Raw genomic sequence first — 24266 nt, forward strand, 5'->3', positions numbered from 1 at the left:
TTTTTTTAACCTTGCATATCTGTTTTGTTTTTTTATTTTACTTTAATTTGTCTTAACTCTTATTACTCTTTATAGATTTTAAAAAAATGTTTTCATAATCTTGTATTATTTTTTTCCATTCATAAATATTTCTGATTTTTTCAATATTGTTTTTTAAAAATGTAGCAAAGTTTTTTTTATCTTTGCTCTGCAAAGTTATCTTTATGTCATCAGCTGTTTTAAAGTAGAGCCCATCTTCACCTAAAATAGCACTGTTAAACTCATTTTTGTGCGCACAAACAAGCGCTTGGGCTCCCATTGCTTCTAACAATGAAGGATTTGTCCCGCCAACAGTATGCCCGTGAAAATAAAGATTTGAAAAATATCTCAAACTATTTATCTTTGAGAGTTCATACACTCCACCTACGAAAACAATATTTTTCTCATCTTGAAATTTTAATTTGAGATATTCACCAAACTTATTTTTATGATTTCCAATAACTAAAAATTTTCTTTTTTTATTGCTTTTTTTAACTCCATCTAGTATGACTTCTATGCTATTTTCAGGTTCAAGTCTTGCTATAAGCATATCATACTCATATTTTTTCACTCCATACTCAAGACAAACCACTTCATCATACTCCTGTATGACATTTGCCCCGTAAGGGATATATACAGACTCTTTAGCATATTTTGATCTTATATAGTTTTGTATTCCTACGGAATCACTTACCAAAAAATCGCTTTTTTTTACGGCAAGAGACTCTGCCCATTTTAAAAATCTTTGGACTTTTGGGCTATACTTACTCCTCTTCCACTCCAGCCCGTCCATATTTGTAATTACTGCACTAGACTTAGGATGTAGATCAAAAAATATAGAACTGCTTGTATAGCCAAGCTGTAAAATAACATCATAATTATTTTTTCTGCTATCCATTATGCACAAGAAGTCATACACAAATTGCCCTGCCGTACCTATCTTATTTTCAGGGTCATACATATGTTTGATAGTAACGCCGTGAAACTCTTTTTCTTTGTATGGGTGTAAACTACTATTATAAACCGTTACGCTGTGACCTCTCTCCACCAGACCTACGCTCAGATGCTCAGCAAACTGTTCGAAACCGCCGTAATGATTTGGAATACCTCTTGTTCCCAATATTGCTATATTCATCTGATTAAACGCCCTAAAATATTGTATCTCATTTTATATTTTTAAGAAAAGTCCTGCATTTCTTAAAAACCCATATTTTAAGAGTCTGTGCTGCCATAAAACAACTCTCTTTTGCCAAAATGTTTTTTGCTCTAAGGTTATAAAATCTTGAAGCATTTTTTTTGTCTGTTTATCTAATTCATCTTCAAACTGCTTTAAAAATGCCTCTGCCTGCATAGTGTTTTTGCTTATTGAGTACTTTTTAAATATATGCTTTAGAACAAAACCTATGTCAAACTTTTTGGCGCCAAGACTATTTTTTGAATGTTGGACATACTTAATGGTCGCTTCATCCACATAGCCGATCTTACCAAACCGACTAGCCACAAGACCAACCCACCCATCGTGCATCATACACTCTTTTGGCATAGGCAAGCTTTTTATAGCTAGGCTTTTGTTTATCATCACAGTACAACCCGTAATGTTGTTTTGCATTAAAAGATAGTTTAGCGTACTTTTTTGCGCAGGGAGATTTTGATATGCCATAAAAGAGCTGCCCAAAGTATGAAGCCCCTCGTCAACCACCTCCAAATCCGTATGCACCAAAAGTGGAATATCCCCATGCTCTTTTTCCATCTCTTGCATTTTAGCCAGTGTTTTTTCTATCTTGTCTGTGTTCCATACATCATCCTGGTCACAAAACATGAAGTACTCTGAGGCACTATTATTTACCGCGTACTCCAAAAGAGCAGCAAAACTCATCTTTGCTCCCAGGTTCTCTCCGGTATTTAAAACTTTTACATTATAAGAACTGAGAATTTCCACCGTATCGTCACTACTGCCATCGTCGCGAGCAAGTATCTCAAAATCTTTATATGTTTGAGCAAATAACGAATCTAATTGATTCTTTAGATATTTTGAGCCGTTATATGTAGATAGAAGTATGGATATGTTACTGCTCAAACTAAACTCTAAAAAATTCAAATATATTTTTGGCTATCAAAGTAATCTCCTCACTGCTCAACCCATAATAAATAGGTAATCTTATCAGCCTTTCACTCTCTTTTGTAGTATAAACATCTTTGCCGTCAAAGCGTCCAAACTTGACCCCTGCCGGTGCGGAGTGAAGAGGTACATAATGGAACACGGCATTAATCCCATTTTCTTTTAAATGTTCAAGCAGCGCAGTTCGTTCATCTAAATCTTTGACTTTGATGTAAAACATGTGTGCATTTTGAATGCACCCATTTGGAATGATAGGCAACTCTAGAAAACCTTTGCTTTGAAGACTTTTTAAACCATCATAATACTTTTGCCAACTATTGAGCCTATCTTGATTTATCTCATCAGCTTTTTCAAGATTTCCCCAAAGGTAAGCAGCACTCACATCATTCATAAGATAGCTACTTCCTAGATCTACCCAAGAGTATTTATCTACCATACCTCTAAAAAACAAGCTTCTATTTGTCCCTTTTTCTCTGATAATCTCTGCTCGTTGAATAAACTTTTCATCATTGATGATAAGAAGTCCGCCTTCTCCTGCACTTGTGTAATTTTTGGTCTCATGAAAACTAAAGGCTCCTAGATGTCCTATAGTCCCAAGTGCTTTGCCTTTATAACTACTCATCATCCCCTGAGCGGCATCTTCTACGACAAAAAGCTTATAGCGGTTCGCTAGTTCCATGATAGCTTCCATTTCACATGCCACACCTGCATAGTGCACGGGAACTATCGCTTTTGTTTTATCTGTAATGGCTTGTTCGATCTTTGTTTCGTCAATATTCATTGTATCGGGACGAATGTCGACAAATACAATCTTAGCACCTCGAAGTACAAAAGCATTTGCAGTGCTTACAAAAGTATAAGATGGCATGATCACTTCATCACCTTCTTGTATGTCTAGTAAAATCGCAGCCATTTCAAGTGCATGAGTACAAGAAGTAGTCAAAAGTGCTTTGTTACAATCAAGCTTTTCTTCAAACCATTTGTGGCACTTCTTTGTAAATTCTCCGTCTCCTGAAATTTTACTACTTTTCATAGACTCTAAAATATATTTTTCTTCATTTCCCGTAAATGGCGGCTTGTTAAATGGTATCATTGTTTATTTCCTATTTCATTATTTTTCATACTTTGTAAAAACTTTTTTAGACTGTCAAGTACACTATGCTCAAAATCCCAAATATCTTTTTGCATAGCACTTTGAAAGCTACACTTTTTACCAATCTGTTTTTGCTCCTCTTTGGTACATGTATCAAATCGTATATAATTGTTTACCCAAAATTTTAAAAAGTCTTTTTGAGACATCCCTTTATCATTATCTTCTAAGCATTTTTTCCAACTCTCTAAACAATCAGCAAATACGGTATCATTTTTTGCTATTTGTTTGAGTATATTTTCTAGTTCGCCCTTTCCATCAATGTTGAGTATATGGCATGCGATGCTTATATCCAGATTTTTATCTTTTCTAAATTCATTTATCTTTTCAAGCTCTATATTTATATTTAACTCTTTTAGTACTTTATTTATTTGTTCTATTCTTTTTAAAACACCAACTTCATCAGCATCTAAAATGATTCCTAATCTATCTATATTATCAAGCTTGAGGTCTTTTAGTTTATGTTTAAGGTTATCTATACCGTCTAAACAGATATATTCATCTACATTGCACAAAGGTTCATCTACCTCTAGCTCATTGAGATTGAGTGCATTTATCAAAGCTTCAACAAAGTACTTGTCATTTTTACTTTCTACTATAAGTTTATTCACCTCTAAAACTCCCATTGTGAGTTAGAGAATACGCAAGCTGCTCATGATCTCTTGGTTTGACTACTGCTTTTTCTTTTTTGTTTTTATAGATCTCAAAGTAAACACCATCATCATTACTATTTATCTCATTGAAAGCTTCTATACACTCTTTTGAGTGTGTAGAGATAAAAAGTTGACAATTTGCCTCTTTGGATATCTCAAAGATAATCTTCCAAAGCTTAAGATAATTTGTATAGTGGATTCCATTTTCTATCTCATCTATAAAAAGATACCCATCTTTACTAGCCCAAATAGCACAGATGATAGACATAAATCGATTGACCCCTTCACCCAACGATGAAAGCATAATAGGCTTTTGCATATTGTTCATCTTTACTTTAAACACAGGATTGCCTTGAGTGATTTGGATAATAGAAATAATATTTTTATCAAATAATCTCAAAGATTCATTGAGAAGTTCATCTTTTCCCTCATTGACAAGCGAAGCATAAAAATCTATCAAAAGATCCATGCTTACATAACCAGAGATTATATAATTAATCTTTGTGGGTCTATATTTGTTAAATGTTATTTGTCTTGTTAAAATATCTGTTAAAAAAATCTTCTCTTCTTTTTTATCTATACTCAAGGTCAATATAACTCCAGATGGATCATCTATGTATGTAAGTAAAACCTCTTTTTTATCACTTTTTATAGTAAGTTTGTTTTCACCTTGATGAAACATATCAAACTCTATAAAGTTGTTTCGCCTTTGTATGATATTTTTTATACTCATAAGCAAAACATTAAAATCTATAGCCGATACATTCAGACTTAAAGCTTCTAAAAAAGATGTTTTTCCAACATTGTTTTTTCCACCTACTAAATTCACTCTCTTAAGCTCTTTTACCTCTACATCTTTAAAGAGTTTAAAGTTGTCTATATATATATTGTTTAACATAATTTTCTCACTTTATCGTATCTCATAATCAGGCAATCCACTCCAACCATCAGCATGATGAAGTGTCCTAAAGATTTGATTGTCTCGTATCTCATAATCAGGCAATCCACTCCAACCATCAGCATGATGAAGTGTCCTAAAAATTTGATTGTCTCGTATCTCATAATCAGGCAATCCACTCCAACCATCAGCATGATGAAGTGTCCTAAAGATTTGATTGTCTCGTATCTCATAATCAGGCAATCCGCTCCATCCATCATGATGATTTAGAGTTCTATAAAGCTCCATTTACCTATCCTTGACTAAAGTGAGTGATTTTAACATATTGACCCTAAAACATATTTTTCTTCATTGCCAGTAAATGGTGGCTTATTAAATGGTATCATTTGTTTTATCCTTATTTTTAGTTCTTTCTTGAGCATATTCAAACTCTTGTAGCATCCCGTCATTTTTTCCAAAAACTTTTCTGTCATACTTTACAACCAAGGCATCTATTACTGGATTCATCTTTTTATTGATTGTCAAATCATTCCATCGCAAATGTTCAAAAAACTCAAACTTTTCTACTAACTTTTGATAATCATCTGTTGTAAACTTTTGCACCCCAATACAATTTAAAAGCAACAGTACCAACTCATCTTTTGATAATTGAGCTCTTATGATATTTGAATACTCTTTGGCTTCTTCTAAACTATCTGCATTGTCATCGATATACTTTAAAAGTTGAAACAAGTTAAGAAAATAGTATTTAAATGAGGTGTCATATTCATTATTAAATCTTACAAAGTTTGACTCAAAAAAGCTGTAGTAATTCTTATCAATATTTTGTTGATTTTGTTCTATTGTTTCTACAATAAAGCTTTCTAATTTCTCTCTTTGTTTTTTAAAATCAAATTCACTTTTTACATTTATTTTTACAAAATTAAAAAGTTCTAACATCTGAAAAAATTTATTGTCAAAGCTTTGGACTGTCATCTCATACTGTTGTTTTTCGAGTGCCTCACTTTGTCTTGCAAACTCACCCCTTGCTTCTTTTAGCTCTTTTTGTTGTAGCACTATAGTAATAAGCAATCCCATAAATGTAAGAAAGGTCAAAATAGGATTAAGCACACCACCAAAAAAATCTCCCCAAGCACCGAGTCCCTCGCGGTTAAAAAGAAGATTAAAAGCAAAAACTATAGCTATACCAATCAATGCAAGTTTAAATAAAGAAAAAAGAGTATTTTCATTTGTATCGTTTGATACTATTTTTTTGAAGATTTTATCTAATTTATCGTTGAAGCAGTTAAGGATACTCATCAAACTTGACCTCCAAAACTAAAAATAACTATACCGATTATAACAAGAAAAACACCTGTTATTTTGACTTTATTTAATTCTTCTTTAAATATCCAGGCCGATAAAAGAAAAACTGTCACATAATTTAAACTCATTATGACTGTAAAATATTTCAAGTCTATCAACTTCATTAAAAAATATGATGCTACAACAACTAACACAAATAAAAAATATCCAGTTGCTAAAAATAGCTTACTGTTGTTCTTAATAGCTGCGTATTTTAGTAATAGTTGCCCTACAGTAGTAAATAAAATATTTATGATTATTAAAACAACTGTCATCTACTTTTTCCTAGTAATATAACACCATAAACCATCAATCCCAATCCAACCACATGCCAAAAACTAACAACTTCTCCAAAAAGCACCACAGCATATACAAAAATAAGTACTTGTACCAATGAGTTAAATGGATACACTCTCGAAAGTTCGTTATGTTTTAAAACTATTTGCCAAATATACGCTCGTGAAACGATAAATGCAAAAGCAACTCCTAATAGAATCAAGCTATATGTTTCATAAATTGAAGCATATTTTATAGTCATAAATGAAAAAGATTGCAATAGTATTGCGATAAGTACAAAATCTACTCTCTTAATTTGCAGTTGCATCATATCGCTTTATCTCTTGCTCAATATTCTCACTTAAAGAACTGAACTCTTTATCTAAATGCTCTGAAGCTTCCACTCCAAAATCTTTAAAAGTTTTGATAATTCCTTTGTTTGGTTGTGTATCAAAGCTATATCCCATCAGCTCCATTTCACTTTTACAAATACTCTCTATGTAGTTTATCTCATCATCAGATAAAACATTTTTATACCCACCAACTGACTTAGATGAGATAAACGATGTCTTTGTGTCAAAAGAGGTGTTAGCTTTCCAAAGTTCCCCGTCTCTGTCGTAAATACCTTTTTTAAAATGATTTTTTTCAAAAGGTGCTGTACCCAGAAAGTCGGTAACTTTAGCCAATATTTCATAAGGAGCGGTTACTAGGTCTTCATATTTTACATAAATAATATTTTTGCTATTTTTTAAATTTTTGATATAGTCAATCGTGCGCCTCCAACCCCTCAAAACAAATAATGTTGGCTTTTTATTTCCTAAATATTTTTCTTTTTGAGGGTAGTTCACAGAAGCTACTACATCCCTTGGATCTCTTACTATAGCAACAACTCTTGTACCGTTTTGTACCAAATAAGGTATAAACTCTTCACACATTATCTCTTTTGCACCAAAGAAATGAACATCTTTTTTTGCTAGATTATTTTTTAGTATCAAGTCAAAAACTTCTAATAAAGTATAAGTTTCTTTTTTCGGTAGATTAAAACTAACTTTTGTCATTTGCCCTGAATAACTCTTCATCTTCTCAAATAGCTGTTCAAGCGTTTGATAGTTAATCTCATAGGTATGAAGAAAAAAATTGAAATCTTCAATTTTATAATCTCCATCAAACACATTATCGTTTAACACATAGTACTTTTCTATTTCATTTTGCTTTAAAAAAGTTTTTTTTGCTTCTGTAAATAGCAAAGGAAAAGGTTGAGATAATATCTCAATATTTTTATGGTTCGATAAAAGTTTATCAAGCAGTGTAGTTCCAGAACGCCCCATTCCTGTTATAAAAGTTCTATTCATTTTCACCGCCCCTAATTTTTCTAACAAAATAATGCGGTCTATTTTCAGAAGTATGGATAATCCGCACCAAATACTCCCCTATGACACCAAGAGTAAACATTATCATCCCACCAAAAAAGAGTATGGCAACCATAATCGAACTCCACCCTTGCAAGGCAATATCAAAAAATACTCTTCGATACACAATCACACCTGCATAAACAAGACTTACAAAAGCCAAAAAGAGTCCTAAGTATCCAATCCATTTGAGCAATAAAGAGGAGTTGTTGATAAGTAGGTTTGTAAAAAGCTGTATCATTTTTCCTAAAGTGTAGTTGCTTTTGCCCTCTTCTCTTGCATAATGAGGTACTTCTACATTGACAATATCTTTAGAAACTGAAAACAAAAGTGCAGGGATAAAAGGATACGAAGTACCGATTTTAAGCATATTATCTGCTATTACTCTGTTAAAAAGTCTAAAAGATGTAAGCTTGATATGCTTTGGCTTACCTAAGATAATATGATCAAAATATCCCTTTATAGAGCTTGTAATTCTCTTAAAAGCATTGTGTTTTTTACTCTTAAATTTTGCTATAACTATATCATGAGAGTCTTCTTGTATAAGTGTTGGGATATCAAAAGGGTCGTGTTGCATATCATCATCCATAGTGATGACATATTCCCCTAAAGAGTTTGCGATACCGCAAAGCACGGCGGACTGTTGCCCGAAGTTTTGAGTAAACTCTATAGTTTTTACAAACTTATACTGCGTATGTAACTCTTCCAATGCTTTACATGTAGCGTCATCAAAAGGGCTGTCGTTGACAAAAATAAGTTCAAAACTCTTACCTTGCAATTTTGTATTAAAAAGTTCATCTACCTTTTGTGTCAAAATTTTTAATGACTCTTTTGATCTATACACTGGTACGACTATTGAGTAATCAATTTTCTTCATTTAAAACTCTTCATAATTTTTTTTTGTATTTTCACCTTGATTAAATATCAACTTTTGTCTCATCAAAATCAATATATTTATAAATAGCCATTATATAAACGCTATTTTGATTTATTTTATAAATTACCTTATAACCAAAAACAACAAATTCTCTAATATTTTCAATATTAAATGTTGCATTAACTTTCCCTATATAAGGATACTCTTCTAGTATTTCCAACTTTGACTTTATTTTTATTAGATATTGTCTGGCATACTCTTTATTATCTTTTGAAATATACTCTTTGATATTTTTTAATTGTTCTTTTGCTGCTTGTGAATATAATAATCTCATTACTTAAGTAATTCATCCCATATATCATTATGCTCAAAAGTTTGTCCACTTTTTTCTTGAATTAGAGCATTGAATATCATCTCTTTTTCTTTCTCATAAAGTGTGTTATCAAGTATCTCTACCTCATTTCCATCTTTTGCAATCTTATTTATACTATCCATCAGAAGTTGCATTGTGTGTTGAGTTGCTCTTAAATGTAAAGTTTCCATGGCTATTTACCTTTCATATATTCGTTGTGTTTATTTTATCTAAAACATCATTTAAGTTATATTCATCAGCTTTTATCAAAACTCTTCATAAATTCTTTTGCTCTATCGCCTTGATTAAATATCAAATCCAAAATACACACTCCATGTTCAAAAGGTAGATGAAGTTGTTCGTACTCTTTGTATCCACTATAATCCATCCACTCTACTTGAATATTTTCAGTTCTTGCTAACTCTTCATCAAAGTAGTCTTTTGCAGCAGGACCACTTAGATAATGCGTTGCATCCGTTTGTTTACAAAGGTTGATAAGCCGTTCAGTTTGTCCACCGATTAGCTCATAATCACTTGACCAACTTAATTTTGTATCAATACCCAATATCTCATTTATAGCAATTATAAATTTATAGTTGATTTGACTCAAATACTCTTCGCTACATCCCAAGTATAACTCTTCAAAAATATCTTTATACTCTTTGAAATATTTCGTTTTGGTATAGTTTTGTGAAATAGCTCGCCAATGCTTTATATTCCATTTTTTATCAGTTATCTTGCTGTCTTTAATCTTTTGCTCTAAACTTTCTTGTCGCACGGGGATAGTCAGCCACTGAATACCTTGAGAAGTTTTTATTTTATTTCTATTTCGCCAGTCATTTTTAGTGTATTGAACTTCATCATAAAATATAAACTCATCCACCATATTTATAAGGTCAAAATAACCTTTCCATGGGATGTAGTTAGATTGTAAAATTGCTACTTTTTTCACCATAACTTCCATTTTAATAAATTTTTCTCATTTTATCTTTTAAGGGAATAAATATAAATATTGTCAAACAAATTCTTTTCAGCATAAAACCAGGAGCCCCTCCAGTTAGATGGCTTCCATCGCTTCTCGTATTGCCATCATCTTGCGCACATGTGATTATGGAGCCAAACATCTCTTTGTGAAAAAGCAAACATTCTATTCCTATGCCTTGATTGGTATATCTACTATCTAGTTCGTCCAAAAACATACGGAGAATATAAAAGTTTCCATCATTATCATGTAGTTCAATACTGCCTATCTTTTTGTCATCAAGAGTTTTTACCAATATCTCTTCACCCATCTCATCAAGAATTATTTTAATTCGTTCTTGATTTTGAAGTTCATAGATTCTTTCAAAATCATCATCAGTGATTAATTTTAGTTTTTTCATTAATTTTTATCCCTTTTTACTCTACATATAATATAACACTGCTATTTTTTCGTTTATTTTCTGCTTTAGACATCGGTTCTTTTTTAGTCGGAAGTACACGATAATCTCATTCTTAATAAAATTAACGATTCCGTGTTATCAACTTTTTCAATTATATGTTTACAAGATGAATTTTTAATATAATACATGTCATAAAGAGATAAAAAAATATTGTTTGACTTTTCGTAATCAAACCATTTAAATCCATTATCTGAAATTATAAAAAGTATCTCTCCAGTTATTAATTTTTCGTAACTAAACTTTCCTAAATTCATAGGATGTCTTGCTAGCCACCCTGAATTTAAGATATTGAATTTATTTGCATTAAAGATTCCATCTTCATTAAATAAAATTCCTGACTGCAAATATGGTATCCCCAATCTCCCTGGAAAATAAATTCCTGGCACAAGTATTTTATTGTATTTTTCTGAAATATATGTAAGTTCATCTAAGACGGCTGTTTGTTTAGCCATATAAATATCTTTATTTACGTGCCTATTTAGACAAACTTTTCCAATTTTAAACAGTATAAATCCTACTAAAATTGAATACAAAATCATTATTAAGAATCTTTTTCTTCCCTTAACAACTTGAATTTGATTGAATAAAAGTATTGAGTGCCCAAGAATAAGAGGTAAAGAGACTCTATCAACATCCCTTGCCAAAAAACTTAAAATGATCAAAAAATATACGGAGATATTAATTAATAAATTCTTTCCTGATTTATTTAAAGCGTATAACAATAATAATAAAAATATATTAAAGAATAAAATATATTTATAATCCTTATTAGTAAATATTTTTTTTAACTTATCTATACTTGTACTCATTAAAGACTTTAAATAAACACTATCTCTAGAACAAGCAGCACTTATGACATTTTCATTTGGCATAAGCTCCGTATCAACATTGTACCATCTCAATAAAATATGTTTTTCTGAGTTTGATAAATCATTTGTATTATTAAAGCCTCTATAATCTTGAATAGTTCCTCTTGCCGTATTATATTCATACCATTCTTGATATGGCTGTTGCATTTTTAAAAATATATGAATCAAAATTATACCCATAGGAATAAGTAATAAAAAATACTTTTTATTAAATGTAGGTCTAAAAAGTAAAAAATTTAAAAATATAAATGGAATAATGGACGTAACTATACCTGTTCTCAACAAAGATGCTATTGATAGAAATATAATAAATAAGAAAAAAGACCTCTTTAAAATAAATAAACTTGCGATTATATAAACTACTGTCAACGCAGTTATAGAAAAATAAATAAAATTAATAGCTATAAACACAACAAATAAGCCATATAGCCAGATTTTTTCTTGATATCTTTTCATAAAATAATGAAAAACAATAATTAAAAATAAATTAAGAAATAAAATAAAAATACTGTACCATTGAAGATGTGGTAAAAAAGTGTATAGTTCCCCTAAAAGCAAAGAGGATAGATAATGAAGTATAAGAGTATGTGGTTCATTGGCTCTTAATAAGTTAAGCAATGCAATATCATCGTTTGTAGTTGTTCTAACATATCCATTTAAACCTAGATATAAAATACAAAAGGCACCAGTAATGGATATAATGAAATAATAATTAGAATTTAAAATATTTTTAACCATCTAGTCATTAACCTTTTGCAGGAATTTTAAATCAATCAAAACAACTTGCAAATCATTTTTCCACCCAATTGTTTCTAACTCTAAACTATATTGATTTCCACTAAGTCCATGTAGCTCTATTTCTATATTTTCAACATCAAAATCATTTATCTGAAATTGTTTTGTTACTATATTGCTATGTTCATCCTTGATATCAATCTTTAAAACACCAGAGTCATTTTTAGTCTTAAACTTATAGTGCTTCATAGCTTTTAAACTTAAAATTAAATTTTTTTTGTTTTCAATCGAAATGTTGTCATAAATTATTTTTGTGCCATTTCTAATCGCAATAGAATTTTTTGGGTAATATTTATCTCTAATCAGTTGAAATGGTTTTATCCATAAATTTGTCATATATTTATTATGACTTATTTTGCTGAATTGTTTAAATGTATATTGTGTCTCTTTTTTTGATTTTTCTTGAATATCATCATATTTACAATCTTTTATTGAGTCATCAATGTTTAATAAAAAGTATGCCTTTCCAATAAATAGACTTGAATTTTTACATTCTCTTAAAGCTTCTGCAAACTTTACAAACTGATTATCTGGGATATACTTTGGATAAAGCAAGTGAGTTGTTTTTGTTTTTACTAACATATCTTTAAAAGTTTCAAAATCTTTAAATAAATATGGTCTTTGAGATGCTATGTGTGGACCAGACTCATAGGTTGCATTTAGTAAATATAGCTCCTGTTCTGATCCATGCCCTATAACTTTTTTAAAGCTATTGATTTCATGTAAATGTTCATAAATATCTATAGCACCAGCACCTTCTAATTTAGTTAGTCTTATACTTTCTTTGTTAAATGGATTTTTAAAAAAATCTAAATCCAGCTTATTTGTACCATACGACCAACCATGATTTGTTATAAAAAGTACAATAATATTTACAGCTACTATAGGAAGCAAGAACCTATAGTAATCAACAATTTTTTGATTTAAAGAAATTAACACAAAAGTAATGATAATAGGAATTAAGTGATAATTTCCATCGCCACCAACTGCAACTTTTTTTCCAAATAAAACATATAAAACAAACAAAAATATAAAAATATAAAGAATCAAAATTATTTTAGATGCATCTATTCTTGGTTTATACTTTAAAATATAAAACAAAAACAAGCCAAAAACAAGTGTATAAATATTGGAAATCCATGCAAAGATCATCCTTGTTTCTGTGGGATAGAAATTGTATTTTATAAAAAGTTCGTAGAGTGAATAAATATCTTTTGCACTACGTCTATTTATTTTATCATATAACTCATTGTAATTAAATCCTAAGTATTCATATATCGATCCTACCATTGATATATTTTCACTAAGAGATGTAAATGGTATACCAACAATACTAACTGTGCGATAAGTTACTAACAAAAATGTCAATGTTAAAATAAAATAGATAAAGTAGTGTAGTTTATGTACATCATTAACAAGGGATTTTAAGTTTTTCAAAAAATAGCCTACAAAAAAAACTCCTAACACAGAAATATAAGGCACTACTGATAATTTAGTTGTTAAGGAAAGCACTAACAATAGCAAAGACAAAATAAAATATGAAAGTAGCTTTGTTTCACTATACTTTAAGAAAAAAATTACGCTCATAAATACAATAAATGAACTAAACAAATCAGGCTTTGCAAGAATTGAGGAGTTAGCAACCGCAGGGATAGTTATAATCATAAATATAACAAAAAGTGCACTGCTTGTACTTAGTTTTGTTTTCAAAAATTCATAAATAGCAAGAATAAAAAATATTAAAACAAAAACTGTAAACATTCTTCCTAAAGCAAAACTGTCAAAAAATTCTAATGGATAAATAACTATTTCATAAAGTTTTGGATAAAAACTTACCCAATGCTGTAACATTAAAATTGGTTCAAAGAAACTTCCATTTTGATTTAAAACTTCTGCACCTCTTAGTGAATACCAAAACTCATCATAGCTTGGATTTGATGAAGACTGAACAATCAAAATAAAAAATAAAATTAAAAAGATTGAAATTAAAAAGGGGTACTTTATTTTTTTACTATTGTAATGCTTGATCAAAAAACTTGAAATCAAAAAAAACAAATTGTGTTGTTTAAAAAATAAAGCAATTAAAAATATTAAGCAAATAGAAACAACAAGCACATTGAGAGTAGCCATGGAAAAAAGTGACAATCCCAATAAATACAGCACCCATAAACAAATTCCAATTAAAAAGATTAATGAGTACTTGTACACTATATTCGCTTTCGACAAAGCTACAGAACCTAAAAAATACAAACTACTAACATAAAAAAAATCGATCAAAAAAATAAGATCAACATTATGTCTTCTCAAATACAAAGCAGTAAGTACAAACAAAACTATGCTAAAAAATAGTTTTGCTTTATGAAAAAATTTTAAAGGTATATAAATAAGAAGAAAAAAAAACAATAATTCCACTGTTCCTTCTACGACAGCTGGTTGCTTAATATGCCATCCAAAAGGTCCATTTACTAGAAAATCATATAAAGGAATAGTTGCAAAAACACATGCTAAGCTAAAAAATAAAATATTTGATATGTTTTTCATAAAAAAACTGCGCATTATTAATCAAGCCTTCTTTTTTTGAAGTTATTTAACTTACTTTCAAAATTTTCAATCCTTGCTATCTTCTCATCCAACAAATCATTCCCCAATTTATAAAGTTCTAAATCATAAGCATTTTTTTCTAAAACAAGCTGCTGTAAATCCTCATCTATCTGTTGGAGTAACTTGTCTGATTTTTCATCAACCGATAATTCCTTACTTGTATCAGTGACATTTTTTCTAACATAAGACAAGTCTATATTTGGAAAATGCTCTCTTAAATACTCTTCAAATACAACCATACTTTCATCATATCTATCTACTATTCCTATAAGAGGGATCTCAAAAATATTTTTTTTAGCAACTTTATATTTTTCATCTATTTTATTTGGATTTGGTCCAAGCCCAGAGAGAAATACAGTGTGACAGTTTCTTATAGTCGCTGCTACATCATCTCTCATTCTCCATCTTATATATTCATTCATATCTAACTCTTTTGCCATTTTCGCACCGAGTGAGATCTCCGCAGGCTGTTGTCTTTCAAAAGTATATACAGATTTAATTCTCTCAATTGGATGTCTTAAAAAATAGATTTGATGAAAGTTATATCTCTCGTTATTTTGGGCTTTAAAATGTATAGAGTGACTAGAAAAAGCGTTAATAGTTGAGTTTTTATCTAAAAAACTGTTTAAATAATCCTGCTTACCCTCCACTAAATCCCTATCTTCTCTATGGTCAACAAAGTTTTTAGCAAAATTTTTCTCTAAAGTATGGTCAAATGTAGTTCCTGCATTTTTAAATATATGGGAATGCAATATTACATCTCTTTTACCGCTAACTGTTTGTTTTTTAAAAAAATTGAACATATCTGCTATTTCCTTTCATAATCATCATCAAGTCTGATGATATCATCTTCACCTGTATATTCTCCAACTTGCGCCTCTATAAGCACAAGTGGTAATTTTCCGTTATTTTCAAGCCTATGCACTTCACCTGCTTTTATGTAAGTGCTTTCATTGGGTCGCACTAAAAATGTTCTCCCTTCTATACTAACGGTTGCCGTGCCTGACACAACTATCCAATGCTCATTTCTATGTAAATGCTTTTGCAAAGAAAGTCTTTGACCCGGCTTAACTACTATCCTTTTTATCTTGTAACCATCCGAATCCTCAAGAACCGTATATGTACCCCATGGTCTATAACCTGTAAGATGTATGTTGTGAAGTTCAGAGTTTTTTCTGACTTCCTCTACTATTTTTTTAACTTTTTGCGAGCTGCCTTTTTTAGACACAAGCAAAGCGTCTCCCGTATCAATGATGATTAAATTCTCAACATCAACGGTTGCAATTTTTCTTTCATTGCCATATACTAGGTTATTTTTAGAGTCTATACAAATATGATTTTGGTTTATGGTATTTCCGTCTTTATCTTTTGGCATCTCTTCATATAATGCATCAAAGCTTCCTACATCACTCCAAGAAATATTTGAAGGAACTACTTTGACAATATTGGATTTTTCCATAACTGCATAGTCTATGCTGTCTTCAGGTATAGACAACATATCATCATATTTTATTCTAATAATTTCATCTTTATTTGCATTATTAAAAGCATTTAAAGAAGCATTATATATTTTGGGAGAGTACTTTTTTAATTCATCTAAAAACACTCCTGCTCTAAAGCAGAACATACCTGAATTCCAATAATAGTTTCCGGCTTTAAGATATTTTTTTGCGGTTTCAAAGTTTGGTTTTTCATGGAAAGCTTTTACATCAAATTGATTTACACTTTCAATATAGCCAAATCCTGTTTCAGCAAAAGTCGGAGTTATCCCAAAAGTTACGAGATTATTTTCTTTAGCTAATTCTTTTGCTTTGTTTAATACTTTTTCATACTCTTTTTCATCTTTTATGAGATGATCGCTTGGAGTTACTAGAACTATCTCATCTTTGTTTAAAGCTAAACAAGCAAGAGCTATTGCAGGAGCTGTATTTCTTCCGATAGGTTCTAAAAGAAATGTTGAATTCTCTTCTAGTTGGTCTTGTGCTAAAAAATACTGCTCTGCGTTAGAAACTATAAATTTTTTATCACAAACTTTACTATTTCTATCAACTGTAAGTTGAAAAAGCGACTTATCATCAAATAGCTTTACAAACTGCTTTGGCATAAGTGTTCTACTTATAGGCCATAAGCGCGTTCCGTTTCCTCCGCATAATATTATATTAATCATTCTTAAGTACCTTATCTAAATAATCATATGAAAAATATTGTGCACAATACTCTAAAGAGTTTTTAGCATATTTTTCATTTGTTTCACTTTTAAGCATCTCTAAAACAGCTTCTACAAATTCTTCTTTAGTATCAGCAATCTTCATATAATTTTGAGCCTCTATTAATCCCTCTGCTCCTATGGTTGTAGTTACTATAGGTGTAGAATTATAAAGTGCTTCTACAACTTTTCCTTTAACTCCAGCACCAAATCGCAAGGGGATAACAGCTACTTTAGAGTTTTCGTATAGTAGCCTTAACTCCTCATCTGTTAAATAACCTTTGACCACTATACCATCTTCTCCATCAAGTTTTTTGAGTTGTTCTGGCATGTTTGAACCTGCTATAGTTAACTTTACTGTACTGTTTTTCTTTTTAATTTCTTTCCAACAGTTTTGAATAAACCATTGCATCCCATCTAAATTGGGCACATGTGAAAAGCCACCAATAAACATAATGTTATTATCTAATATGGCAATATTCTTACTTTTTTGATCAAATTGTTTGTATAAAAACAAAGGTACAACTTTTATCTTAAAATCATACTCTTTTAATATCTTTTTTTCATATTGTGAAAAAAGCCAAGTTTCATCTGTTTTGCTCATAAGTTCTAATTCTATTTGTTTCCATGAATCACTACTTTCTATCAACTTTTTATCTTGTGTTATTTCATATTGTCTTTGTTCTCTAAGAAAATGTAGATCATGTGCATAATAAATTGTTTTTGCTGAAGAATGTGCTTTAATAATATCAATATATTTAACTGCTATATGCGGTCTTGATAAAATCACTTCATCAAAATATTTTCCATTTTTCTTGAACCATGCTTCAAAGTTTTTTCTATACTCTAGACCATATAATACTTCTATACCCATTGATTCCAGCATCGATGTGTAAGGTTCGTTTCTATGATAACTGTCACCTAAAAAAGTAACCTTATAGCCACAGCCAACAAAAAACTCCATATAGTTCCATGTAGCTCTGCTACCAGCATCCTTATCATATGTAGGCACATAATGGTCTATAACTAACATATGCTTTTTATCTTTACTTCTATCCCTTGTTAAAAAAACGTTTTCACCATGTTTAAATTGATTGTTTAACTCATCTTTCCATTTTTCTATAAATTTTTCTCTATTTTTGACTTGATAGGTTTTGATTCCATTATTTGTATCCGTACCGTGTGATATACCTTCAAAATGAACAGCTACTGACTTCGGCTGGTACATCACCTTATAGCCATGCTTTCTTACCTCAAATGCCAGATCTGTATCTTCATAATATGCAGGAACATATCTTTTATCAAAGCCACCTATTTTATCCCACAATGATTTTTTTATCATTATAGAAGCCCCAGAGATGTAATCAACTTCTTTAACATAGTTGTATTCAGGTTTTGTTGGGTCATCAAACTTACCGTAGTTCCAGCCACTAGCATCATTCCAAATAATCCCGCCTGCTTCTTGAAGCCTGCCATCAGGATATACAAGCTTTGAACCTACCATACCAATCTTTTCATCGCGCTCTATCAGCTCAACTAATGAACTTAGCCAGCCTTCTTGTACCTGTGTGTCATTATTTAAAAAAAGGAGATGTGTTCCAGTGGCTTTTCGAGCCGCATTATTGCAGTTGAGTAAAAAACCAAGATTTTTCTCATTTCTTACAACAATAATATTTTTAACAATATCATTGATCAAAACTGTTTCATCAGCAGAAACATCATCAGCTATAATGATCTCATACTCAATATCTCTAGTATGTAATAAAATTGATTTTAAGCATTTATATGTATATTGCCATTGATTATAGACAGGAATGACAATCGATACTTTTGGACTCTGACACTCATTAAATAATAGTGGCTCTTTAAAATTGCAATTTTCTATTAAATCTAATTTTAAATTATTATGGCTTATATTTAACAGTAACATTACATTATGATTAATAAGTCCAAAGTTTCCTTTTAAAATATGATAAATCAAACTTTTTATATTATGAGTTGTTATATGAGAATAAAGTTTACCAAAGTTTAAAATAATTAGTTTAACTAATTTTAAGCCCTTTCCGATCTTAGACATCAATTGTCACCCTTTTATATATGTTTTAATAATTCTTAATGGCTTAGTTATTTTCCAGCTTTTACTTTCATAAACCATGGCAAGTTCTTGCTTTAAAGCCTGCATAGCAATATTGGCGGAACTCAACTCTTTTTTAGTATTGTTTAACTCATTTTTTGCATTATCTAGCTCATTTTTTGCATTATCTAGCTCTATTTTTAAATCCAGCGTACATGCGCTATAAAATCTTCTAATTTCATCATTTTTATGCCGCATTGCATCAAAAGTTTCTTTTGAAACACTATTTAAATCTTGGTGATATAAATTTAAAAAATCTTCAAGTACAAAGCGTATCCCTTTTTGTAGTGCTAATTTATCCAGATTGTTGTGTTTTAGGTTTGGTTCTAAAAATGAGTTTATCTCGGTCTTGTTTTTTATGTATGCTTCAAAAAGATCTGTATTTAAAAAGTCATCTATTTGCTTTACAGTCTGCTCTGTTTCGCCTAAAAGGGTATCAAACTTTAAAAAGTATCTTTTGTATGGTCTACTTCTCAGTTCTGCTTCCAAAAAATGATTTAGCCATAAAGCCACACTTTTTTCAATACTAAATCCATTTCTTTTTTCTAAAGACTGGGCAACTTCAAGCGGATTTCTGTATGGAAGAAGAACTTTTATACCGATTTGCAACTCTGAAAGTGCCTCTTCATATAAAGGAAACAGATAGCAAATTCTAGGATCTTTTATAGCAAAAAGCGTACTGTTGTTAAATTCTTGCAGTAAAATATTTTTTAATTCATCTTTATCATTTTCATCTATAAACTGTTCTTTTTCATCATAGTCAAAAAATATATCATCCCATGAACTATTCACTCTTCTTAATAGCTTATCATTAAAGTGCATTAGATATGAATTTTCAAAAAAGCCTTTTTCATTCGCAAAATTTGCTTTCATCAACTCACTACCAAGGTCAATATCTAGCAAGTTTAAAGTACCTGTCAAAGCAGAAGTTCCACTTCTATGCATCCCTAGCACTAAAATACATGTTTGTTTCATTCTAGTTTGTTTTCCTATTTCTCAATTAATAGCCACGTATGGTTATTAGGATGAGTATCGTCAGTTTTTCTACATTTGAATCCGTACTCTTCAGCGAGTTGTTTCATAAAATCAAATCTGTAAGTCACACATCCAGGATAAACCCAGTCACTACCCTCATAGTTTTCATCTCCTTCAATAAATGATGCCAACAATTTAAAATTTTTGTTAGCCACTTTAGAAAGATTTAAAAGACATGTTTTTATCTGTTCAACAGATGCATGTGTAAATATAGATTGGGCAAGAGCAAAATCAAACTCTGTACCAAACTTGTAAAAATCAAAATTTGTACTATGTAAAAATTTTGGTTTTTTTAATTTCACTATTTCTTTACCTAGTTCAAAATAAATTCCATCTTCAACAAGCCATTTTTCAGGTTCAACGCCATGATAATTATTTTCTAGCAAGTAAATTATAAAAAGCCTTCCGCCTCTCAAGCTTCCACAACCAATATCTAAAAATTTATGATTTTCTCTAAGTCCATGCTTAGTCAACAAATTAAATTGCATTGCAGAGACCAGATCATATTTTGAAGGTGGACCAATAAATGATCTATAATGTTTATCACCAGCTTTTAATGTTAAATCTATTTTTTTTCTTTTTTGAAACTTTTTTAGCATATTTCAATATTTCCTTTTAAATTCAAATCTATTAATCCTCTCATTTGTCTATTTTGATTATTTATGACTTTAAACATATAAGCATCTTTAATTCTTGCCATAAACTTATTATCAATCCCCATAACTCCAAGGGTTAAAAAATACTCACCTTCAAGTACCGTACAAGAAAATTTCCATTCAACAAAAACATTTTTAGCATTAATAATATGATATTTTTTTTGTTCTGGAAAATGACCATTTACCAGTATAACTCCCTGTTTTGTATGTAATGATATTCCCAATATCACATTATTGTTTTTTTCAGCAAAATCTACTTTATGGCTAAGAATATATTCACCTCCCTGAACTAATACATTAACCTCTCTCCCATCAAGAGTAGTTATCTTTATATCGCTTATTTTAGCGCCCTTTTCTTCATAGCAGATAGTTGAAGTTGGCTTTAATGCCGGATTGTAGAACTCATCAATACTATTGGTCGATTGTCGATTGTCGATTGTCGATTGTGATTCAGAAACAAGCATATCTTCTTCTTTTTTTGTTTCTACTTCGCCTTTGGATAGACTTTCGTACTCTTTTTCTATTTCTGCTTTGTCAATTTTAGTTTCGTTAATGTGCTTCATATATAAGCCGGTTACTAGCTTGGGCGTACCGTCTATGATCTGTTTGCCATTGCTTATCCAGATGGCACGGTTGCAGAGTGCTACGACGCTTCCTTCACTGTGGCTTACAAAAAGGATGGTCGCACCTCTTGAGCGGATCTCTTCCATTTTGGCAAAACATTTTCTGGCGAATGCAGCATCCCCTACACTTAGTGCTTCATCGACTATGAGTATATCCGGCTCTACACTGATAGAAACAGAAAAAGCAAGTCTTGCTTTCATGCCGCTGCTATAGGTTTTGACAGGTTGATTTATAAACTCTCCAAGTTCTGCAAACTCCACTATCTCTTTTATCTTGCTGTCCGTCTCTTTTTTTGACATACCGTTGATGGAGGTATTTAAATACACATTTTCAAGCCCGGTCATCTCAGGGTTGAAACCCGCTCCTAGCTCAAGTATGGCAGAGATCTTTCCATGGACGGAGACCTTACCGCTTGTAGGTGTTAGAACTCCTGTGATGATCTTAAGAAGTGTTGATTTACCACTGCCGTTTTTACCTACTATCCCTACTGTTTCACCCTTTTTTATCTCAAAGCTTACATCGTTTAGTGCATAGAAATCTCTGTGGTACTTTTTTTTGAGTGGATGAAGTGATTCTTTGAGTCTATCTATAGGTTTGTCGTAGAGTTTGTATGTTTTAGTAAGATTTTGTACTTTTATGGCTGTGTTTTTAGTCATCTACACTCCAATATCCACCAGTTTTTGGGGCACCTCTAAACTCTATCTTTTTTTCTTCTTTGAGTTGCTTTAGCCATCTTTCTATATTTTTAACCGATGTATTTAACTCTTGAACAAAAAAAGTTGAGCGATTATTTGGTTTATTTTGGATAAGTTCATAAAGAGATTTTACTCCCTCATTTACTCCCTCATTTACTCCCTCATTTACTCCCTCATTTAATTTTTCTTTATAAAGAGTTACTCTAAAACCATGAACAAACTCTTCAAAAGTAGGCTCTATTACTCCATGAGCTTTACACTCATCTTTTATCCTATGTATTCCAGAACCGTATCGCTCTATAATCCCTGCTTCTTTAAAAGCCCTTGCTATTGCTCTGTTTCTAGTACGAGAAGAGTAATCACCACTTTGGAGTTTTTCTATAGTGATGTCATCATAAAGTTTTCCTGGATTAAAAAACTCTATTTTATCATCAAATATTTTAATGATAGAGTTTCCACTATCTCTGTAATCTCTATGAACAATCATATTTATAACTACCTCCCTTATTGCTTCAAGTGGATAATCATATCTTACTGTTCTTTGAGCTTCGCCAGTGATGATAAACTCTGTCATAAGATGTTTTTTTATTCCATCTATTACCATATCAACTTGATCAAGCAAGTTTGTGTCTATGTCGATGTTGTCTATAATAGTTATTGGGTCTTTAAATCTTCCTATTTGAAGTGATGTAAGAGGAGAGGTATTTGATGTAAAAAGCAAATATGCTCCAAATGTAAGCTTGTCTTCTTTGATAAGCTCATATTTTCGCAAAATAGTCATAGGATCATCACTAAAATTTTTACCTAAGTTTTTTTCGACTTTTTGGATAAACTTAACTATATTCTCTTGTGAAATATCACTAAAATCATGTCTTTCATCTATATGAAAATCCCAACTACTGTTTATAGTTTTAAGATGCTCATTTGCTATCTCATCTAAAGTCATGAGATGGTTTGAGTTTTTGATTCTCTTATAATAGCGATTTTTAAAAGCTACAGGTTTTAAAGGATATTCTTTTATTTCTATAAGCAAAATTGTTCTTTCTTCCAATTTTAACTCTTCTATATCTACTAAAATATTTGGCTGAGTATTTTGCTTGATAGTATTTATATGATTTTGAATAGTTTCTGATGTATTGGTTATACCTAATACTTTGCCGCCATCGTCTACTCCTATAACTATACTGCCGCCTTTTGCATTTGCAAAAGCTACTACAGTTTCTATAACCTCTTTTGAAAAGGAGGTTTTGAACTCCACAAACTGACCTTCACCTTTTTTGATAATATTCATAATATCAATCATAGTACATCCCCAAAATGAGGTCTGAGTCTTTTAAATACCAATGCGCCTACTGCTAAACAAAACAGCGTCAACCCAAAATAGTAAATAGTTGTATTTTGATGTTCCCAGAACCAAGAACCGTTTATAAAACTGTTTCTATACCCGTCTACTATATAAAAAGCAGGATTAAGCTTAAGTATCCACTGATATTTCTCCGGAATCATATCCATTGACCAAAAAATAGGAGTTGCCCAAAAACCAATCTGCATAAGTACTGCGATAAAATTACCTATATCTTTTACAAAAACTCTCACGGCAGAAGTCAGCCAAGAAAGTCCCAGTAAAAGAACTACTGAACAAAGTATATAAAATGGCAGCTGAAGCCAATAAATCGTAGGCATATAACCATAAAGCAAAAAAGCAACTATAACAAAACCTACAAGAGCAAAATGGATAATAAGCGCTGAGCCAATTTGCACCAATGGCAGGATACTTACCCTAAATGAAACTTTTTTCACTAAGAATGAGTTGTTAACAACGGCACCCGTGGCACTTGTAAAGGCATTTGAAATAAAAAACCAAGGTATCATACCACTGATGAGATATAAAAAAAATGGAGCACCATGCGTTGAAGGTCCGGCCCTAAAACCTATCTCAAATACGAACCAAATCACCATGATAAAAGCAAGAGGTTGCACAAAAGCCCATACAAGCCCCAAATACGAGCCTAGGTATTGTTTGCGGAAATCATTTTTAATTAGCGTGATTAGCAATTCTCTACTGCTGTAAATATGTTTTAAAAATCTGTAAAACTCTTTGATATAACGCATA

The 24266-nt window shown here is 31.0% G+C and carries 25 protein-coding genes; all 25 read right to left on the reverse strand.

The window, feature by feature from the left end:
- Positions 1 to 52: 52 nt before the first annotated feature.
- The 25 genes from FCU45_RS04650 to FCU45_RS04770 all read right to left on the reverse strand — a co-directional run bounded on the left by FCU45_RS04650 (position 53) and on the right by FCU45_RS04770 (position 24265).
- Positions 53 to 1153 (reverse strand): DUF1972 domain-containing protein, encoded by a 1101-nt coding sequence (locus FCU45_RS04650; RefSeq protein ID WP_137012774.1) that lies wholly within the window; start codon positions 1151 to 1153, stop codon positions 53 to 55.
- A gap of 33 nt (positions 1154 to 1186) precedes the next feature.
- On the reverse strand, positions 1187 to 2095 hold the full coding sequence (locus tag FCU45_RS04655) for a glycosyltransferase family 2 protein (protein ID WP_170175828.1): 909 nt from the start codon (positions 2093 to 2095) through the stop codon (positions 1187 to 1189).
- Between the two features lies 1 nt (position 2096).
- Positions 2097 to 3230: a dTDP-4-amino-4,6-dideoxygalactose transaminase gene (rffA, locus tag FCU45_RS04660; protein WP_137012778.1), complete on the reverse strand. Its 1134-nt coding sequence runs from the start codon at positions 3228 to 3230 to the stop codon at positions 2097 to 2099.
- Positions 3227 to 3898, reverse strand: coding sequence for a DUF3226 domain-containing protein (locus FCU45_RS04665; RefSeq protein ID WP_223175808.1), 672 nt, complete (start codon positions 3896 to 3898; stop codon positions 3227 to 3229). Before FCU45_RS04665 ends, rffA begins: the two co-directional genes overlap by 4 nt.
- A complete protein-coding gene (locus tag FCU45_RS04670; protein WP_137012782.1) occupies positions 3891 to 4838 on the reverse strand; it encodes an AAA family ATPase in 948 nt (315 codons plus the stop codon). The genes FCU45_RS04665 and FCU45_RS04670 overlap by 8 nt, the downstream gene beginning before the upstream one ends.
- A 12-nt stretch (positions 4839 to 4850) precedes the next feature.
- Complete coding sequence (locus tag FCU45_RS04675) at positions 4851 to 5126, reverse strand: hypothetical protein (RefSeq protein WP_137012784.1); 276 nt, start codon at positions 5124 to 5126, stop codon at positions 4851 to 4853.
- Between the two features lie 84 nt (positions 5127 to 5210).
- The gene (locus FCU45_RS04680; protein ID WP_137012786.1) at positions 5211 to 6137 is read right to left on the reverse strand and encodes a putative phage abortive infection protein; all 927 of its coding nucleotides are present in this window, start codon (positions 6135 to 6137) and stop codon (positions 5211 to 5213) included.
- Positions 6137 to 6457: an EamA family transporter gene (locus FCU45_RS04685; protein WP_137012788.1), complete on the reverse strand. Its 321-nt coding sequence runs from the start codon at positions 6455 to 6457 to the stop codon at positions 6137 to 6139. The genes FCU45_RS04680 and FCU45_RS04685 overlap by 1 nt, the downstream gene beginning before the upstream one ends.
- Entirely contained in the window at positions 6454 to 6786 is a 333-nt protein-coding gene (locus FCU45_RS04690; RefSeq protein WP_137012790.1) for a DMT family transporter, read from the reverse strand. The genes FCU45_RS04685 and FCU45_RS04690 overlap by 4 nt, the downstream gene beginning before the upstream one ends.
- On the reverse strand, positions 6770 to 7810 hold the full coding sequence (locus FCU45_RS04695) for a sulfotransferase family protein (RefSeq protein ID WP_137012792.1): 1041 nt from the start codon (positions 7808 to 7810) through the stop codon (positions 6770 to 6772). The genes FCU45_RS04690 and FCU45_RS04695 overlap by 17 nt, the downstream gene beginning before the upstream one ends.
- Positions 7803 to 8744 carry a glycosyltransferase family 2 protein gene (locus tag FCU45_RS04700; protein ID WP_137012794.1) on the reverse strand — a complete coding sequence of 314 codons (942 nt, stop codon included), beginning with the start codon at positions 8742 to 8744 and terminating at the stop codon, positions 7803 to 7805. The genes FCU45_RS04695 and FCU45_RS04700 overlap by 8 nt, the downstream gene beginning before the upstream one ends.
- A gap of 40 nt (positions 8745 to 8784) precedes the next feature.
- Positions 8785 to 9078, reverse strand: a complete 294-nt coding sequence (locus FCU45_RS04705; RefSeq protein ID WP_137012796.1) for a type II toxin-antitoxin system RelE/ParE family toxin — start codon at positions 9076 to 9078, stop codon at positions 8785 to 8787.
- Entirely contained in the window at positions 9078 to 9287 is a 210-nt protein-coding gene (locus FCU45_RS04710; RefSeq protein WP_137012798.1) for a hypothetical protein, read from the reverse strand. Before FCU45_RS04710 ends, FCU45_RS04705 begins: the two co-directional genes overlap by 1 nt.
- Positions 9288 to 9352: 65 nt before the next feature.
- Entirely contained in the window at positions 9353 to 10048 is a 696-nt protein-coding gene (locus FCU45_RS04715) for a WbqC family protein (protein WP_137012800.1), read from the reverse strand.
- 13 nt (positions 10049 to 10061) lie between these two features.
- Positions 10062 to 10478 carry a hypothetical protein gene (locus FCU45_RS04720; protein ID WP_137012802.1) on the reverse strand — a complete coding sequence of 139 codons (417 nt, stop codon included), beginning with the start codon at positions 10476 to 10478 and terminating at the stop codon, positions 10062 to 10064.
- A gap of 83 nt (positions 10479 to 10561) precedes the next feature.
- The gene (locus FCU45_RS04725; protein ID WP_137012804.1) at positions 10562 to 12145 is read right to left on the reverse strand and encodes a hypothetical protein; all 1584 of its coding nucleotides are present in this window, start codon (positions 12143 to 12145) and stop codon (positions 10562 to 10564) included.
- The gene (locus tag FCU45_RS04730) at positions 12146 to 14758 is read right to left on the reverse strand and encodes a hypothetical protein (protein ID WP_137012806.1); all 2613 of its coding nucleotides are present in this window, start codon (positions 14756 to 14758) and stop codon (positions 12146 to 12148) included.
- 2 nt (positions 14759 to 14760) lie between these two features.
- Positions 14761 to 15606, reverse strand: a complete 846-nt coding sequence (locus tag FCU45_RS04735; protein ID WP_137012808.1) for a sulfotransferase family 2 domain-containing protein — start codon at positions 15604 to 15606, stop codon at positions 14761 to 14763.
- A 5-nt stretch (positions 15607 to 15611) separates the two neighbouring features.
- Positions 15612 to 16970, reverse strand: coding sequence for a mannose-1-phosphate guanylyltransferase/mannose-6-phosphate isomerase (locus tag FCU45_RS04740; protein ID WP_137012810.1), 1359 nt, complete (start codon positions 16968 to 16970; stop codon positions 15612 to 15614).
- Positions 16963 to 19086 (reverse strand): glycosyltransferase, encoded by a 2124-nt coding sequence (locus FCU45_RS04745; RefSeq protein ID WP_137012812.1) that lies wholly within the window; start codon positions 19084 to 19086, stop codon positions 16963 to 16965. Before FCU45_RS04745 ends, FCU45_RS04740 begins: the two co-directional genes overlap by 8 nt.
- Before the next feature lie 6 nt (positions 19087 to 19092).
- Positions 19093 to 20118: a sulfotransferase family protein gene (locus tag FCU45_RS04750; protein ID WP_137012814.1), complete on the reverse strand. Its 1026-nt coding sequence runs from the start codon at positions 20116 to 20118 to the stop codon at positions 19093 to 19095.
- 14 nt (positions 20119 to 20132) lie between these two features.
- The gene (locus tag FCU45_RS04755; RefSeq protein WP_137012816.1) at positions 20133 to 20777 is read right to left on the reverse strand and encodes a hypothetical protein; all 645 of its coding nucleotides are present in this window, start codon (positions 20775 to 20777) and stop codon (positions 20133 to 20135) included.
- Positions 20771 to 22114, reverse strand: a complete 1344-nt coding sequence (locus FCU45_RS04760) for an ABC transporter ATP-binding protein (protein ID WP_137012818.1) — start codon at positions 22112 to 22114, stop codon at positions 20771 to 20773. Before FCU45_RS04760 ends, FCU45_RS04755 begins: the two co-directional genes overlap by 7 nt.
- The gene (locus FCU45_RS04765; protein WP_137012820.1) at positions 22107 to 23456 is read right to left on the reverse strand and encodes an RNA-binding domain-containing protein; all 1350 of its coding nucleotides are present in this window, start codon (positions 23454 to 23456) and stop codon (positions 22107 to 22109) included. The genes FCU45_RS04760 and FCU45_RS04765 overlap by 8 nt, the downstream gene beginning before the upstream one ends.
- The gene (locus tag FCU45_RS04770; protein ID WP_137012822.1) at positions 23453 to 24265 is read right to left on the reverse strand and encodes an ABC transporter permease; all 813 of its coding nucleotides are present in this window, start codon (positions 24263 to 24265) and stop codon (positions 23453 to 23455) included. The genes FCU45_RS04765 and FCU45_RS04770 overlap by 4 nt, the downstream gene beginning before the upstream one ends.
- Between the last annotated feature and the right edge of the window lies 1 nt (position 24266).

Source organism: Sulfurimonas crateris, from assembly GCF_005217605.1.
Lineage (GTDB): Bacteria > Campylobacterota > Campylobacteria > Campylobacterales > Sulfurimonadaceae > Sulfurimonas > Sulfurimonas crateris.

Excerpts from the sequence above, each read along its gene's own strand:
- FCU45_RS04650 (WP_137012774.1), bottom strand. The coding sequence starts at position 1,153 with ATGAATATAGCAATATTGGGAACAAGAGGTATTCCAAATCATTACGGC.
- rffA (WP_137012778.1), bottom strand. The coding sequence starts at position 3,230 with ATGATACCATTTAACAAGCCGCCATTTACGGGAAATGAAGAAAAATAT.
- FCU45_RS04670 (WP_137012782.1), bottom strand. The coding sequence starts at position 4,838 with ATGTTAAACAATATATATATAGACAACTTTAAACTCTTTAAAGATGTA.
- FCU45_RS04675 (WP_137012784.1), bottom strand. The coding sequence starts at position 5,126 with ATGGAGCTTTATAGAACTCTAAATCATCATGATGGATGGAGCGGATTG.
- FCU45_RS04680 (WP_137012786.1), bottom strand. The coding sequence starts at position 6,137 with ATGAGTATCCTTAACTGCTTCAACGATAAATTAGATAAAATCTTCAAA.
- FCU45_RS04685 (WP_137012788.1), bottom strand. The coding sequence starts at position 6,457 with ATGACAGTTGTTTTAATAATCATAAATATTTTATTTACTACTGTAGGG.
- FCU45_RS04690 (WP_137012790.1), bottom strand. The coding sequence starts at position 6,786 with ATGCAACTGCAAATTAAGAGAGTAGATTTTGTACTTATCGCAATACTA.
- FCU45_RS04695 (WP_137012792.1), bottom strand. The coding sequence starts at position 7,810 with ATGAATAGAACTTTTATAACAGGAATGGGGCGTTCTGGAACTACACTG.
- FCU45_RS04700 (WP_137012794.1), bottom strand. The coding sequence starts at position 8,744 with ATGAAGAAAATTGATTACTCAATAGTCGTACCAGTGTATAGATCAAAA.
- FCU45_RS04705 (WP_137012796.1), bottom strand. The coding sequence starts at position 9,078 with ATGAGATTATTATATTCACAAGCAGCAAAAGAACAATTAAAAAATATC.
- FCU45_RS04710 (WP_137012798.1), bottom strand. The coding sequence starts at position 9,287 with ATGGAAACTTTACATTTAAGAGCAACTCAACACACAATGCAACTTCTG.
- FCU45_RS04720 (WP_137012802.1), bottom strand. The coding sequence starts at position 10,478 with ATGAAAAAACTAAAATTAATCACTGATGATGATTTTGAAAGAATCTAT.
- FCU45_RS04725 (WP_137012804.1), bottom strand. The coding sequence starts at position 12,145 with ATGGTTAAAAATATTTTAAATTCTAATTATTATTTCATTATATCCATT.
- FCU45_RS04730 (WP_137012806.1), bottom strand. The coding sequence starts at position 14,758 with ATGCGCAGTTTTTTTATGAAAAACATATCAAATATTTTATTTTTTAGC.
- FCU45_RS04735 (WP_137012808.1), bottom strand. The coding sequence starts at position 15,606 with ATGTTCAATTTTTTTAAAAAACAAACAGTTAGCGGTAAAAGAGATGTA.
- FCU45_RS04740 (WP_137012810.1), bottom strand. The coding sequence starts at position 16,970 with ATGATTAATATAATATTATGCGGAGGAAACGGAACGCGCTTATGGCCT.
- FCU45_RS04745 (WP_137012812.1), bottom strand. The coding sequence starts at position 19,086 with ATGTCTAAGATCGGAAAGGGCTTAAAATTAGTTAAACTAATTATTTTA.
- FCU45_RS04750 (WP_137012814.1), bottom strand. The coding sequence starts at position 20,118 with ATGAAACAAACATGTATTTTAGTGCTAGGGATGCATAGAAGTGGAACT.
- FCU45_RS04755 (WP_137012816.1), bottom strand. The coding sequence starts at position 20,777 with ATGCTAAAAAAGTTTCAAAAAAGAAAAAAAATAGATTTAACATTAAAA.
- FCU45_RS04760 (WP_137012818.1), bottom strand. The coding sequence starts at position 22,114 with ATGACTAAAAACACAGCCATAAAAGTACAAAATCTTACTAAAACATAC.
- FCU45_RS04765 (WP_137012820.1), bottom strand. The coding sequence starts at position 23,456 with ATGATTGATATTATGAATATTATCAAAAAAGGTGAAGGTCAGTTTGTG.
- FCU45_RS04770 (WP_137012822.1), bottom strand. The coding sequence starts at position 24,265 with ATGCGTTATATCAAAGAGTTTTACAGATTTTTAAAACATATTTACAGC.